This is a genomic window from Amycolatopsis sp. NPDC058986 (assembly GCF_042741125.1).
Lineage (GTDB): Bacteria > Actinomycetota > Actinomycetes > Mycobacteriales > Pseudonocardiaceae > Amycolatopsis.
The window spans coordinates 41,800-56,623 of the sequence record NZ_JBHYJW010000038.1; the positions used below are offsets into that span (position 1 = coordinate 41,800).

At 70.9% G+C, this 14,824-nt stretch carries 9 protein-coding genes; 4 read left to right on the forward strand and 5 right to left on the reverse strand.

Translation table 11 applies throughout. The annotated features are described in order from the left end of the window. Positions 1-15: 15 nt before the first annotated feature. The 3 genes from ACFW0G_RS29070 to eccD form a co-directional block, all read right to left on the reverse strand. Positions 16-360: a WXG100 family type VII secretion target gene (locus ACFW0G_RS29070; RefSeq protein ID WP_378328601.1), complete on the reverse strand. Its 345-nt coding sequence runs from the start codon at positions 358-360 to the stop codon at positions 16-18. 96 nt (positions 361-456) lie between these two features. Then, positions 457-1,899, reverse strand: a complete 1,443-nt coding sequence (gene eccB / locus ACFW0G_RS29075) for a type VII secretion protein EccB (RefSeq protein WP_378328602.1) — start codon at positions 1,897-1,899, stop codon at positions 457-459. A 27-nt stretch (positions 1,900-1,926) separates the two neighbouring features. Then, on the reverse strand, positions 1,927-3,297 hold the full coding sequence (gene eccD / locus ACFW0G_RS29080; protein ID WP_378328603.1) for a type VII secretion integral membrane protein EccD: 1,371 nt from the start codon (positions 3,295-3,297) through the stop codon (positions 1,927-1,929). Between the two features lie 147 nt (positions 3,298-3,444). Here eccD and eccCa point away from each other — a divergent pair, with 147 nt between their 5' ends. Then, on the forward strand, positions 3,445-7,374 hold the full coding sequence (gene eccCa, locus ACFW0G_RS29085; protein WP_378328604.1) for a type VII secretion protein EccCa: 3,930 nt from the start codon (positions 3,445-3,447) through the stop codon (positions 7,372-7,374). A 55-nt stretch (positions 7,375-7,429) separates the two neighbouring features. Next, positions 7,430-8,149, forward strand: a complete 720-nt coding sequence (locus tag ACFW0G_RS29090) for a response regulator transcription factor (protein ID WP_378328605.1) — start codon at positions 7,430-7,432, stop codon at positions 8,147-8,149. A 167-nt stretch (positions 8,150-8,316) separates the two neighbouring features. On the opposite strand, the gene ACFW0G_RS29095 is transcribed toward ACFW0G_RS29090, so the two are convergent. Continuing rightward, the gene (locus tag ACFW0G_RS29095; RefSeq protein ID WP_378328606.1) at positions 8,317-9,102 is read right to left on the reverse strand and encodes a histidine kinase dimerization/phospho-acceptor domain-containing protein; all 786 of its coding nucleotides are present in this window, start codon (positions 9,100-9,102) and stop codon (positions 8,317-8,319) included. A gap of 139 nt (positions 9,103-9,241) precedes the next feature. On the opposite strand from ACFW0G_RS29095, the gene ACFW0G_RS29100 reads away from it, so the two are divergent. Then, positions 9,242-12,472: a right-handed parallel beta-helix repeat-containing protein gene (locus tag ACFW0G_RS29100; RefSeq protein WP_378328607.1), complete on the forward strand. Its 3,231-nt coding sequence runs from the start codon at positions 9,242-9,244 to the stop codon at positions 12,470-12,472. 53 nt (positions 12,473-12,525) lie between these two features. Continuing rightward, on the forward strand, positions 12,526-13,674 hold the full coding sequence (locus ACFW0G_RS29105; protein WP_378328608.1) for a S8 family serine peptidase: 1,149 nt from the start codon (positions 12,526-12,528) through the stop codon (positions 13,672-13,674). A gap of 3 nt (positions 13,675-13,677) precedes the next feature. Here the strand turns inward: ACFW0G_RS29105 and ACFW0G_RS29110 are convergent, their stop codons facing one another. Then, a complete protein-coding gene (locus ACFW0G_RS29110; RefSeq protein ID WP_378328609.1) occupies positions 13,678-14,805 on the reverse strand; it encodes a hypothetical protein in 1,128 nt (375 codons plus the stop codon). Between the last annotated feature and the right edge of the window lie 19 nt (positions 14,806-14,824).

Below are 14,824 nucleotides of genomic sequence, written 5' to 3' on the forward strand. Positions count from 1 at the left end.
GAGTTTCTCCTCGGGTCAGCTCAGCGCGTTCTCGTAGGAAGAGCCGTATTCCGGCGTGGTCTGGAAGCTCGCCGTCAGGTTCTGGTTGTGGCCGTCGGTGTTCCGGAAACTGTTGACCGTGTTCTGGAGCTTGCCGATGATGTCGTCGAACTGGGTCTTCACCTTCTGGTAGCCCTCGCTCCACTGGTCGACCTTCTGCTGGTACAGCCGCGCCGAATCCGAGCGGTGCATCTGCTGCAGGTGCGAGCGGACGTCGCTCACCCACATGCTGGTCTGGTTCATCTGGTTGGCATGGTTCTGGATTTCCTGGATTCCTTTCGCCAGTTCGGAATACGGGACGCTGATGTTCTGCTGGACCACTTTTCGCTCCTTGCTTGTGCCGGGAACCGCCGAGACGAACCTACGACCGAGGCGAAGTTCCCTCCACGCCCCAAAAACAGGGACATCGAAGGAGAATCAGCACCGCTTCGCCGATGCCGGCGTCTGCCCGCCGGCCGGTTTGCCCGCGGCGCCGGGATCCAGCGCGGCCCCGGTGGGCAACTGGCCGGCGAGCAGCGCGGGCATCCGGACCGCGGTTGCGCCTTCGTAACCGAGCTGCTTGAGCGCGTCCGCGGTCGGAACGGGGTATTCGACACCGTTGTCCGCCACCAGCGAAACGGCGTCGCTCGCACCGTCCCCTGTGGACACACTACGCACGAGGACGCCGCTGCCCGGCGCGATCGCGACCCGGTCGGGCCCCGCGCAGGACAGCGCGACACCCGGCTGAGCCATCGGCGGCTTCGCCGCGTCGGTCACCGCTCTGGGCACCAGCAGGGTGCTCGTGGACACGCTTTGCCCGGACGTCGTGGCCGCGCACAACGCGAAGTCGTGATCGTCGCGCTGCAGCCCCGGTGGCGCGTCAGGCAAGGCATCGTTGTGGGTCAAAGCGGCCTTCGCCGCGGGTGGCGCCGCATGTGCGGTCACGTCACCGGCACCGATGGGCCGGACGTCGACCGGATGTCCGCCGTAGGCACCGCTCTGCGTCTTCGGGTCGCCGCCGATCAGGGCGAACAACGTCGCGGTGAGCGGCACCAGCCCGTCCTCACGCAGCAGGTACGGCCGCCCGGCGGTGTCCTTGAACAACTGCCCGACCCGGCTCGACCTGCCCGCGAGATCGGGTCCCGCGTTTCCCCGGCCGGGCACGTCCGGGGCGACCAGATCCGGCCCGGACGGCAGCGCGTTGAGGAAACCCGCGGGCACCTTGACCGGGTCGGTGGTGCCGTAGCCGAGCGCGGCGGGACCGCCCGCGGCCGGGTCCATCCGCAGCTTCTGGCCGGACCACACCAGGAACACCGCACCGTCCGGACCGGACACGAGCAGCGCGTCGGTTGCGGTGAGCGGGCGGCCGCCGGCCTCGCCGACGAGCAGGGTGTAGTTCCGTGGCTGCCCGTCCCCGTCCGGCGCGGCGCAGGAGAGCCACGGCGCGGAGCTGAGCGCGTCCGCGGCGGGCAGTCCGTCCGGGGCGCCGGGGATCCCGATCGGCGTCCCGCGCGGCGTCCCGGCCAGCGAGTTCGCCGAAACCTCCTGCACCGACAGCGACGGACCGGCGAGCAGCTTCGCCGAGGCCTGGTTCAGCACCGGATGCAGCACGCCGCCGAGGTAGATCCACCGCGCGCCGCTCTCCCGCTCGACCACGACCGTGCCCGCCTGCTGCCATGACGTCGCGCCGCCGGGTTTGATGAGTCCGAAAAGGACGGTACCGAGTCCGATGAGGACGGTGACGGCGACACCGATCGCGATACCCCGTGTCGTCCGCCGTTGCGGGGTGTCCGGGATATCAGGGTCGGCACGCAGCATGCCCGCGCCGAGCCTGCCCATGATGAACAGGTGCGCCTGAACCTGATCGCGTCGGGACCGCACGGGCCACGCCTTCCTCGAGTCGGGGTGTTATCCGTTGATGGCGCGGAGAAAGCCGAAGACGCCGAGTACCAGCAGCGTCAACGGAAGCAGCGCCACCGCGAGCAGGACGTGGACGACGTCGGCGACGCGGCCCCAGTACGGCACCATGCGCCGTCCCGGCACCGTCCAGCCCGCCACCATGAGCGCGGCACCGACGAGCAGCGCGCCGACGATGAGCAGGAGCCTGCCGGGCAGCGCGAGGTGCACGGCCCGCGTGATCGCCAGGGCCACGAGGCCGTACGCCCCGGGCAGCACCACGGCGAGCCGGGTGCGGACGCCGCCGACCTCGCGGCCGTGCAGGAGCAGCAGGGCGCTCAGCACCCCGGCCAGCACCGCCGGTGCCCAGCCGGAAGCCGTGAGCAGGCCGGTGATCGCCGCTGCGCACACGAGGCCGGTGGCCAGGAACAACGCGACGAGGTACCGGTCGGCGACGGCACCCCGGTCGAGGACCGTCCGGCTCGGCAGCGGGTCGATGCCCTCCTGCAACTGATCGGCGTTGGTCGGCAGCGGCGGCATCTTCAGCCCCGCGAGCCGGAACGCGAGGCCGGGGACGAACGCGCCGAAGAGCACTGCCACCACCGTGGCCACGGCGGCCGCCGAAGCGAGTTCACCGGTGGCCGCCATGATCCCCGCGGTCAGCACCCCGAACACGCACACGACGAGTACGCCAAGGTGGACGTGCGGATGCGTGCCGGAGGCGACGAGCGCGAGCACCACCCCGCCCGCGGCCGCGGTGGCGGAGGCGAGCAGCAGCGCGGCCGGGGTGGCCGACGAGCCGGGGACGAGCAGCCCGGCGAGCGCGAAGAACGGGACCGCCGCGACGCCGTACAACGTCCCGGCCACCGCGTCGCCGACCGCGCGCGACGCCGAGCCCGCGGCGGCGAGCAGCAGCAACGCGACGACGATCGCCGCAGCCGTACGCGGCAACGTGGGGCCTGGCAAGAGAATCCCGGCCCACGCGAACGCGGCGACCACGAGCGCCATCCCGTGCATCAGCCACTTCGTCGCCGCCGGATGCCATGCCCCCGGCCGATCCCGCAGCCCGGCGCCGATCCCGTCGACGATGTCGTCGAAGTGCACCGCGGGCAGGGTGTCCTGACGCGAGCGCAGGTACAGCACCTGACCGTCGCGCAGGCCGAGCGCCTCCGGCGTCCGTTCTTCGTCGAGGGGCGCGTCACCGAGGTCCTGCAGTACCCAGCCGCCGTGGTCGAGCCCGGCCTCGTCGAGGTCGTCGCCCGCGTAGCCGACGATCGTGGGCAGCAGGTCGGCCAGCGGCACGTCGGCCGGGACCGCCAGGTCGAAGCTCTTCCCCCGCGCCCGGATCGACAAGCGGCACAGGCCCGCGACGGTGCTGTTCACTCCACACTCCTGTTGTCCACTGTGGATTCCATCGACGACGTTATCCACAGAACGAGTGCTTGTAACGTCGCCGATTTACGGGACCTGATTCCCGGCGGCGGGCGTGCGATTCTTCGCCGGCCAGTTCCGACCGGAAAGGACACCGCCGTGAGCATCGTGCTGTTCCGCCGCCCCGAACGGCAGCCAGGACCGCCGATGCCCTCCGGCGAGATCAGCCTCCAGGAGCCACCCGAGCTGCCCGAGGTCCAAAGTGGCTTCAGCGGTGTCATCACCTATCTACCGATGGCGTTGTCCTCGCTGGCGATGGTGATGATCTTCCTGCGGCCCGGTTCCGGCGCGGGCGGCACGCTGATGTACTTCGCGATCGGCCTGATGGTGCTCGCCGCCGTCGGCATGCTCGCCGCACAGTTCCTGCGCGCCGCCTCCGAGCGCAAGCGCCAGATGTCCGGTGCGCGCCGCGACTTCCTGCGCTATCTGGCCCAGGCGCGGAAGAAGGTGCGCGCGACGATCGGTGACCAGCAGCGCGCGCAGGGCTGGCGGCATCCCGCCCCTGCCGCGCTGTCGTCGATGATCCGGACGTCGCGGTTGTGGGAGACCCGGCCGGACCACCCGGATTTCGGCGAGGTCCGGATCGCTGTCGGGGACCAGAAACTGGGGACCCGGCTGTCCCCGCTGTCCACCAAACCGGTCGAGGACCTCGAACCGCTCTGCGCGCACGCGTTGCGCCGGTTCATCCGGGCCTACGGCACGGTGCCGGACCAGCCGATCGCGGTGTACCTCCGATCGTACGCGCGGGTGCTGCTGCGCGGCGACGCCGAGATCGCGTGCGGTGTGGCCCGCGCGATCCTGGCTCAGCTGGCGGTGTTCCACGCCCCGCAGGACCTGCGAATCGTGATCGTCGGCAAGGAGCACGCCGCGTGGTCGTGGGCGAAGTGGTTGCCACACAACCTGCATCCGGCCGACACCGACGGCGCGGGCCCGGTGCGGCTGGTCGCCGAGTCGATCGGCGAACTGGAGGGCCTGCTCGGCGAGGAACTGGCCGGGCGGCCGTTCTTCGACCGCGACGCGATGCCCACCCAGGACGAGCCTTACACGATCGTCGTCCTCGACGGCGCCAGCACCGCGCACGGCAGCCGCATGGCCGGTGCCGGCTATCGCAACGTCACGGTGCTCGACCTCGGCAGCGCGCTGGACTGGGAGTCCGACCCGCGCACACTGCTGTTGCGCGTCGACGCCGGGAAGGCCGAACTGGTGCGCACGGAACGCGGTGGCAAGGAAACCGCGACCCCGATCGGCACGCCGGACACGCTGAGCACCGTCCGTGCCGAGTCGCTCGCACGGCTGCTCGCGCCGTACCGGCTCGCGGTGTCCACCGAGAGCACCGAGCCGCTGACCACCGACTTCGAGCTGACCACCCTGCTCACCATCCTCGACCTGCGCGGCGCGGACCTGGCGAAACTGCACGCCCGGCACGTCGGCGCCGCCCGCCTGAGGGTGCCGATCGGGGTCAGCGCCGACGGCACGCCGGTCGAACTGGACCTCAAGGAGTCCGCGCAGGGCGGTATGGGCCCGCATGGGATGCTCATCGGCGCCACCGGTTCCGGGAAGTCGGAACTGCTGCGGACGCTCGTGCTTTCCCTGGCACTGACCCATTCCTCGGAGACGCTCAACTTCGTCCTCGTCGACTTCAAGGGCGGCGCGACGTTCCTCGGTCTCGACCGGCTGCCACACACCTCGGCGGTGATCACCAACCTCGCCGACGAGGTCGTGCTCGTCGAACGCATGAAGGACGCGCTGCACGGTGAGCTGATCCGGCGTCAGGAACTGTTGCGCAAGGCGGGAAACTACAGCTCGGTCCTCGAATACGAGACGGCCCGCGCCTGCGGTACGCCGCTCGCCCCACTGCCGACGTTGTTCGTCGTGGTGGACGAGTTCAGCGAGCTGCTCGCCGCGCATCGGGAGTTCATGGACCTGTTCGTGATGATCGGACGGCTCGGCCGCAGCCTCGGCGTCCACCTGCTGCTGGCCTCGCAACGGCTCGACGAGGGCCGCACGCACCAGCTCGAATCGCACCTTTCCTACCGGATCGGCCTGCGCACGTTCTCGGCCATGGAAAGCCGTGGTGTGCTGGGGGTTCCGGACGCCTACCAGCTGCCGCCCCAGCCGGGCAACGGCTTCCTCAAAACCGATGTGGACACGCTCACGCGATTCAAAGCCGCCTACGTTTCGGGCGAATACCGCCAGACCCGGCGGGACACCCGGCAGTCGATCGTGGCCAGGCAGATCGTGCCCTACACCTCCGCGTACGTCCCGCCGCGTGAACTGCCCGTCGCCGAAGAGCCGGAGCCCGAGGCCACCGGGGAAACGTTGCTGGGTGTCGCGGTCGACCGGCTCGACGACTCGGGCCCGCCCGCGCACCGGGTGTGGTTGCCCCCGCTGGACGTTCCGCCGTCGCTGACCGAGCTGCTGCCCGCGCTGACCAGGTCCCCGGACCGCGGACTGACCACAGTGGACGCTCAGGAACGCGGGATGTCCGTGCCCGCCGGGATCATCGACCGCCCCTTCGAGCAGCTGCGGGAACCGCTGATCGCCGATCTCGAAGGCGCGGGCGGACACGTCGCGATCATCGGCGGCCCGCAGAGCGGCAAGAGCACGATGGTGCGCACCCTGGTCACCGCGCTCGCGCTGATCCGGACCCCGCGCGAGATCCAGTTCTACTGCCTCGACTTCGGCGGCGGCCTGCTGACGGCGTTGACCGCGCTGCCGCACGTCGGCGGTGTGACCGGCAGGCTGGACACCGAGCGCCTGCACCGCACGATCAAACAGGTGACGTCGCTGCTGGCCGAGCGGGAGCAGCGGTTCGCCGAACTCGGCATCGAGTCCATCGCCGACTTCCGCCGTCGCCGCGCGGCCGGGCAGCTGGCAGGCGAGGAGTACGGCGACGTGTTCCTCGTCGTCGACGGCTGGGCCACGATCCGGCAGGACTTCATGGATCTCGTGCCGACGTTCACGCTGCTCGCCACGCGCGGGCTCAATTACGGCGTCCATCTGGTCATCACCGCGACACGGTCCGGCGAGATCACCGGCGGGCTGCGCGATCAGCTCGGCACCCGGTTCGAACTACGGCTCGGCGACCCGGTCGAGTCGATGATCAACATGCGGGCGGCGGCGACCGTGCCCAAGATCCCGGGACGCGGGCTGACCGAGGACAAGGCGCACTTCCTCACCGCGCTGCCGCGGCTCGGGACCGACGAGGACCCGGCGGCGGGTTCCGCGGCGCTCGTGCACGCGATCGCGCGGGCGTGGCACGGCCCGTCGGCGCCACCGGTGCGGACGCTGCCCGCCGTGCTCGACGTGGCGGATCTGCCACCGGCCGAAGGCGCGCTCCGGATCCCGCTCGGCCTGTCCGGCGAGGACATGAACCCGCTGTGGCACGACTTCACCGAGCATCCGCACCTCGTGGTCGTCGGCGACGACGCGACCGGCAAGACGAACCTGCTGCGGCACATCGCCCGCGGCGTCGTCTCCCGGTACACCCCGGAGCAGGCGCGGATCACCTTCGTCGACACCCGGCGGCAGCTGTTCGACGCCGTCCCCGAGGAGTACCGGCTGGGCTACGCGGTGTCGAAGGACCTGGTGCGCGAGGCGGTCGCCGGTTCGTCGCGGGCGATGGCGAAACGCGTGCCCGGCCCGGAAATCACGCCGGACCGGCTGCCACTGCGCGACTGGTGGACCGGGCCGGAGCTGTTCCTCGTCGTCGACGACCACGACCTGATCGGCACCGACCCGATGGACACCCCGTTCCTCGCCCTGCTCGACCACCTCGCGCACGGCTACGAGATCGGCCTGCACGTCGTCGTCGCGCGCAGTGCCACCACCATCGGCCGGGGCCAGCAGGACCCGCTGCTCAGGCGGCTGGCGGAGATCAACACCCCGGTCGCGCTGCTGTCCTGCCCGCCGTCGGAGGGCCCGCTGTTCAACGACGTCCGGCCGCTGAAGCTGCCGCCCGGCCGCGCGCAGTACGCGACCCGACGCCGGACCGTCCAGGTCCAGACGCCCCACCTCGCCGGTCACTGACTGCACACCCCCGTTACTCTCGACCCCGGTGGGGCGGCAGTGACGGGAAGGTGCAGTGACCGGCGGGCCAGACGAGCTGACACAGACCGCGCCACGGAACCATCGGGTCCTGGTGGTCGAGGACGACCCGACGATGGCCGAGGTGATAGCCGGCTATCTCAGCCATTCCGGGATGCTGGTCGCCGTGGCCAGCGACGGCGTCATGGCGCTGGACAGTTTCTCCGCGTTCAAGCCCGACCTGGTGATCCTGGATCGGATGCTGCCGAGGCTCGACGGCACACACGTGTGCCGTCGACTGCGGGAGATGAGCTCGGTGCCGATCATCCTCGTCACCGCCCTCGGTGAGGAGGATGACCGCATCCACGGCCTCGAACTCGGCGCGGACGACTACGTCACCAAGCCGTTCAGCCCGCGTGAACTGGCCCTGCGCGCCCAGGCGCTGCTCCGGCGTTCCGCCGCGCAGCCGGTCGCCGCGGCCCCGCGGGAACTGCGGGTCGAAGACCTCACCTTCGATCCGGCGACCCGGCACGTCACCAAGGCCGGACGCCCGCTGCGCTTCACCAGCCGCGAACTCGACCTGCTGGAGTTCTTCTTCACCCACGCCGGCCAAACCCTGCGCAAGGACGAACTGATGCAACAGGTCTGGCAGTGGCAGGTCGGCGACACCGCGATGGTGAGCGTCTACGTCCGGCGGCTACGCGAAAAGATCGAAACCGACCCCGCCACCCCGACCATCCTCACCACCGTCTGGGGCGTCGGCTACCGCTTCGGCTGACCACCCGAGTTACGCTTCCAATCACGCGAGTTGCGTCTCCCGTCACGCGAGATCTCCGGCCAATCACGGGAGATCTCGGTTCGCGCACGGGACGTCGCCAGGTACGTTGCGGCGAACTCACGTGATCCGAGGGAGATCTCGCGTGATCAGGCGCGTAACTCACGTGATCAGGCAGGAAGGCGGAGGCTGAAGCGGCAGCCACCGGGGGCGTGGGTGGTCAGGAGGTCACCGCCGTGCTGGCGGACCAGGCCGCGCGTGACCGACAGGGCGGCCTCGCCGGGTTCGGCCGCGCCGAGGGGCTCGCCGCTGGGGAGTCCACCGCAGGCGTCGTCGACGACGATCTCGACGTCGCCCGCGGTGCCGGTCACCAGCACGGTCACCTGCCCGCCCGCCGACGTGTGCCGGACCGCGTGCAGGACCACGTTCGTGAGTGCCCTGGTCAGCACCGCGATGTCGACGGCGACGGTCAGTTCGGGCTCCGGCCGGGTCTGCCGCAACCGCACGCCGCGCTCCAGCGCGAACGAAAGCGCCGTGGCGAGGGCGGAATCGAGCAGTTCGCCGACCGGCACCACCGTCCGGTCCACCCGGCCCGCCCTGCTCTGCGCCTTCGCGAGTTCGAACAGGTCACCCGCCACGCGGTCCAGGCGCCGCGACTGGTGCACGACGCTCGCCGTGTATTTCTCCGGCGAGGCCGCGACGCCGTCGTCCAACGCCTCGGCGGCGGCGCGGATGGCCGCGAGCGGGGTGCGCAGTTCGTGCGAGAGCCCCGTGATCAGGTCACGCTGTGCCTGGCGCAGCGCCGCGCGTTCCCGCTCCGCCTCGGCCAGCCGTCGTCCCGACCGCGCCACTTCCCGCCGCAGGCGGTCGATCTCCGCCCGCAGCGCGCGGCGGGACCCCGGCGCCGCGCGACGTCCGGCCACAGTGGACAGCAAGGCGCGGAACCCCATCGTCATCCCGTCCATTCCACTCCCCGCCCACTCCCCCGGCCAGTCCCAGAAGAAGGGACGCCAGGGCCGCTTTGTGGGACTGCCGGTTCCCTGACACGGCGGGCAAACTGGACGCGCACCCGTCAGCTCGTGAGGAGAGTGGAGCGTGGCACGGCCCGTCCTGTCGGTCAGCCCGGAAGGACCCGAGGGCTACCGGACGATCACCGCCGCACTGGAGTCGGCCCGCCCCGGTTCGGTGATCTCGGTCCATCCCGGGCGGTACCGGGAAAACCTGGTGATCACCAAGGTGGTCACCATCACCGCGGCCGAGGGATCACGCAGCGTCGAACTGGCTCCCGTCCGCGGCAGTGTCGTGCGCGTGACATCGGAAGCCGTGCAGCTGTCCGGGCTCGTTCTCCGCGGCAAGGACGCCGAACTGCCCACTGTGGACGTCCCTCGTGGACAGGCGGCGATGGACGACTGCGAGGTCGTCGGTTCGGCATGGACCGCCGTACTGGCAAGGGAATCGGGCTCACTCGCGATGCGTGGCTGCCGAGTGTCCAATGCGGCCGGTGCGGGCATCGTGGACACTTCGGAGGCCGGAAGTGTCGTCGAGGACAGCCTTTTCGAGCATCTTGGCAGTTCCGCGGTGGTGCTCAGCGACCGCGCCGCCTCGGTCATCCGGCGCTGTGTCATGCGGGACAGCCGGGGCAACGGCGTCTGCGCGAACGCCGAATCGTCCGGCCTCGTCGAGAACTGCCAGATCTCCCGCACCGACAAGCCCGCCATCGCCCTCGAGGCGAGCACCACCACGACCGTCACCGGCACCGTCGTCACCGACGTCGCCATCGGCGCGTACCTGAACACGAGCGGCAGGCCCGTCCTGCGGGACTGTTCCTTCGTGGGCTCCCGCGAACACGGGATCGTCGTCCTCGGCGGGGATCCCGTGGTGCGGGACTGCAAGATCGGCCGGGCCAAGGCACACGGCGTCTTCGTCAAGGACAAGGCCCGCGGCAGCTACGAAAACCTGCGGGTGTTCTCGGCGGGGCGGGCGGCGGTCCACGTCGGCGAACTCGCCGGCCCGGTTTTCCGCGATCTCACCGTGTACGACTGCGCACAGGACGGCGTCGAGCTCACCGACGAATGCGTCGCGGAGTTCGACAAGCTGGAAATCCGCGACGTCGAGGGCACCGCGATCACCGTCCGCGCGGGCGCCAACCCGCTCCTGCGCCGAGTGTCCATTGAGGACGTACGCGGCGATGGTGCCGCCTTCTTCGCCGGTGGGCACGGCAGGCTGGAGGACTCCGATATCACCGGCACCGCCGGGCCGGGCATCCGGATCGGCGACGACGCCGATCCCTGTGTGAGCACCACGATGCTCCACGACCTGCCCGGCGGCGCCGTCGTGATCGAACCCGGTGGCACCGGGCTGCTGCGCGACTGCGAGATCCGCGCCTGCGGCGGCGACGGCGTCAGCGTCGCCGAGCACGCCGAGCTGACCCTGTCGAACAGCAAGGTCCGGGACAACAAGGGACACGGTGTGCTCGTCAGCCCCGGCGGACGCAGCACGCTCACCGGCTGCGAACTGCTCGGCAACGCCCGCGACGGCCTGCACGTCGACACCACCGAGCCGGTCGAGGTCACCGACTGCGTCGCCGTGGGCAACGGCGGTGCCGGCGTCGGACATCCCGGCACGAGCGAACGGCTTTCGGTGGAGAACCTGGAAAGCCGGGACAACCGCGCGGCCGGGGACGACGACACGGAAAGCCTCGGTCCGGTCAAGGAACTGACCGCGCTCGTCGGGCTGGACGGCGTCAAACACCAGGTCACGACCCTGATCAACCTGAACCAGATGGCCAAACGCCGTCAGCGCGCGGGATTGCCCGGCCTGCCGATGAGCAGGCACCTGATCTTCGCGGGCCCGCCGGGCACTGGCAAGACGACCGTCGCGCGCTTGTACGGCACGATCCTCGCGTCGCTCGGCGCACTGCGCAGCGGGCATCTCGTCGAGGTCTCGCGGGCGGATCTGGTCGCGCACATCGTCGGCGGTACCGCGATCAAGACCACCGAGGCGTTCACCAAGGCGCTCGGCGGCGTGCTGTTCATCGACGAGGCGTATACGCTGACCGCGCAGGAATCGGGCAATGGCCCCGATTTCGGCCGCGAGGCCGTCGACACGCTGGTGAAACTCATGGAAGACCATCGCGACGACGTCGTCGTGATCGCGGCCGGGTACTCGGAGCAGATGCGCGGATTCCTCGCCTCCAACCCCGGTCTCGCCTCCCGGTTCAACCGCACCGTCGAATTCGGCAATTACTCGGTGGACGAACTGGTCACCATCGTCGAGCGGACCTGTGCCGCGCACAGCTACCGGCTGGCCGACGACACGCGCGGCGCACTGCGCGAGCACTTCCGGAGCATGCACCGCGGCCCGGATTTCGGCAACGGCCGCGCCGCGCGCAAGCTGTTCGAGGAGATGATCGACCGGCAGGCGGTGCGGCTGGCCGCGCGGCCGGACGCCGGACAGGAGGACCTTTCCCTGCTGTTGCCTTCCGACATCAGCGAGAACGCCGCGTTGCCGCCCGACCGGAAACCGCCGTCCGCACTGTCGCGGCTGCGCGAGATGATCGGGCTCGGCGCGGTGAAGGACACCGTCGAGGATCTGGTGAACCTATTGGAGGCGAACAGAAAGCGCGCCTCCGCGGGCCTGCCGACCCCGCCGATCGGCAATCACGCGGTGTTCGCCGGACCGCCGGGCACCGGCAAGACGACCGTCGCGCGGCTCTACGGCGAACTCCTCGCCGAACTCGGGGTGCTGCCGACCGGGCAGCTGGTCGAGGTCAGCAGGGCCGACATCGTCGGCAAGTACGTCGGGCACACCGCGCGGCTGACCAAGGAGGCGTTCGAGCGGGCGCTGGGCGGCGTCCTGTTCGTCGACGAGGCCTACACGCTGACCTCCCTTGGCGGCAACGACTTCGGCCAGGAAGCGGTCGACACGCTGGTCAAGCTCATGGAGGACCACCGCGACGACGTCGTCGTGATCGTCGCGGGGTACACCGAGGAAATGCGGGAGTTCCTCGCCTCCAATGTGGGTCTGGCGTCGAGGTTCGCCCGCACCGTCGTTTTCACCGACTACGAACCCGCCGAACTGGTCGACATCGTCACGCGCAGCGCGGCCTCCAGCGGCTACGACTGCGGACCGGAGCTGGTGGCGGCACTGCGCGCGCATTTCGAGCAGGTGCCGCATGACCGCTCCTTCGGCAACGCCCGCTATGCGCGTCAGCTCCTGGAATCGGCGATGACCCGCCAGGCCGGGCGGATCACCCGGCTGGATTCGCCCACCCTCGACGACCTGCGCCTGCTCCGCGCCGAGGATCTGCCCGTCCCGGTGGGGTGAAGACCCTTTTCCGGGACTGTCCCCAGTGGACGCGGGACGGCTACCGTCGTGGTGTGCGATCTGCTCTCCGTTGGACGGCCGTGCTCTGTGTGGCGGTGACGCTGGTACTGGGCGCGGCCCCGGCGTCCGCCGCGCCGGAAATGCCGCCGATCACCCAGTCGCTGAACGAGAACCAGGCCTGCCGCACCGCGTCCACAGTGGACACCAACGACCCGCCGTGGGCGCAGGCGAGGCTACGGCCGGAGCGAGCTTGGACGCACACCGACGGCTCCGGCGTCACCGTCGCGGTGCTCGACACCGGTGTGGACGCGACGTCGCCCGCGTTGTCCGGCAAGGTGCAAGGCGCCGGAAAGGACTGCGTCGGGCACGGCACGTTCGTGGCAGGCATCGTCGCCGCCGCGCCCCGTCCCGGCGGCGGCTTCAGCGGCATCGCGCCCGGCGCGCGCGTGCTCTCGGTGCCGGTGACCGACCGGACCGGCGGCACCACCGCCCCCTCGCTCGCGACCGGTATCCGCACGGCTCTCGCGGCGGGCGCGCGGATCGTCCAGGTGTCGGCGGCGGTCGTCGAGCCCTCGCCGGAACTCGCCGACGCGGTCGCCGGAGCCGTCGCGGCCGGCGCCGTGATCGTCGCACCGGCAGCGGTCGCCGCCGGGCGGAAACCGGTGGCCGCGTACCCCGCCGCCTACCCCGGGGTGGTCTCAGTCGCGGCGCTCACCCCGCAGGGCGCGCCGATGCGGACGGATCTCCCGGGAATCCGGGTCGATCTCGCCGCGCCGGGCGCCGCCATCACCGGCCCCGGCCCCGGCGGCCCTGGCCTGTTCACCGCGAGCGGCGACGCCGTCGCGGCGGCCATGGTGTCCGGCACCGCCGCGCTCGTCCGGTCGTACCGGCCCGCGCTGTCCGGCCCGGAAACCGCGCGGCGCCTGAAAGAAACCGCTTACCCACCGGCGGGTGGCATACCGGATCCGTTGCTCGGCAACGGCGTCGTCGACCCGGCCGCGGCGGTCACCGCGGAACTGCCTTCCGGTGCCGCCACGGCCGCGGCGGCACCCGCGGCCGTACGCATGCCCGCACCCGCGGAACGCGGGCCCGAGGTGCTCGCCGGGATCGTCGCCGCGGTGGCGGGCACGATCATCGCGCTCGTGGCGATCGGTGCCGTCGTCCTCCCCCGCGCCCGCCGTCGCGGCTGGCGGGCCGGATGAGGCTCAGCTCGGCGAGCAGCTCACCTTCAGCTGGGCGGACGCGATGTGCCGGTAGTTCGTCTTGCCGTCGCCGGTGTTCCAGTCGAGACCGCTGTTGTTGAGCTTGACCGACAGCCTGCCGGTGTCGATCTTGAACGGCCCGCCGAGGCTCACCCACTGCCCGAGATGGGCGGTCTGATCGACATCCGCCACTCCGACAACGTTGTCGGCCGACGAGGTCAGCGAGTGGAAGACCGAATAGTGCGCTTTCACCGCGCCGACGTGATCGGTGCTGGTGTCGTTCGGGATGTACGCCGAGACCGTGCACTGGCCGACCGTGACGACATCCGAAACGTCGAAGAGCCACTTCGTGTAGGTCTGGGGATCGGGGGAACCGTCGGCGTTGCCCGCCATCGGCACCGCGTCGAAGACGCCCGAACACCCCGCCTCGGTGGAACCGCCCTGGTAGGTGTTCCAGCCCTCGCGGCCCTTCGCGTACTCACCGACCTTCTGGTACGACACCCGGGCGGTGTTGGCGCAGCCCGGCCCCGCGAACACGGCATCGGCCCGCGCCGGGAGGTGCGGCCGACCGGCTCCCGGCACACCAGCGGGATCGCCCGACCTACCGGACGCGGGCGCGCCGCCCAGCGCGTTCGGCGCGGAGGGCGCTCCGGGCATCGGCCGTCCCGCGGGGCCCGGCGCGGGCCCACCGGTCAGCACCGGGACACCGGACACCTCGGTGGCGGGCTCGTTACTCATGCCCGCCTTCGGGTCGTCCCACATTCCGGTGATCAGGAACGGAACGGACACCAGCACCACCGCGGCTCCGGCGAGCGCGATCAGCGCCGGGGTCGACGGCAGCTTGCACCGTTTGCCCGCGGCGGGCGCGGTGCCCTCCGGCGCCGCGGTGGCACGGGCGGCGGTTCCGGACAGGACTTCGAGCGGGACCTTCTCGTAGTCGGGTTCCGGCGCGGACTCGGACCCTGGCACGGGAATCCCGGCTGCGGAACCGGTGTCCTCCACCAGTTTCAGCCGCGCCCGGTCGCCGTCGCCCGCGTCGACGGGCGGGAAGACACGCAGGGTCCGAACTGGTTCGGCTGCGGCCGCGTCCTGCGGGGACGGTAAACGCTGACGGTCGGAATCGGACGCCACAGGTCTCACATACCTCCGA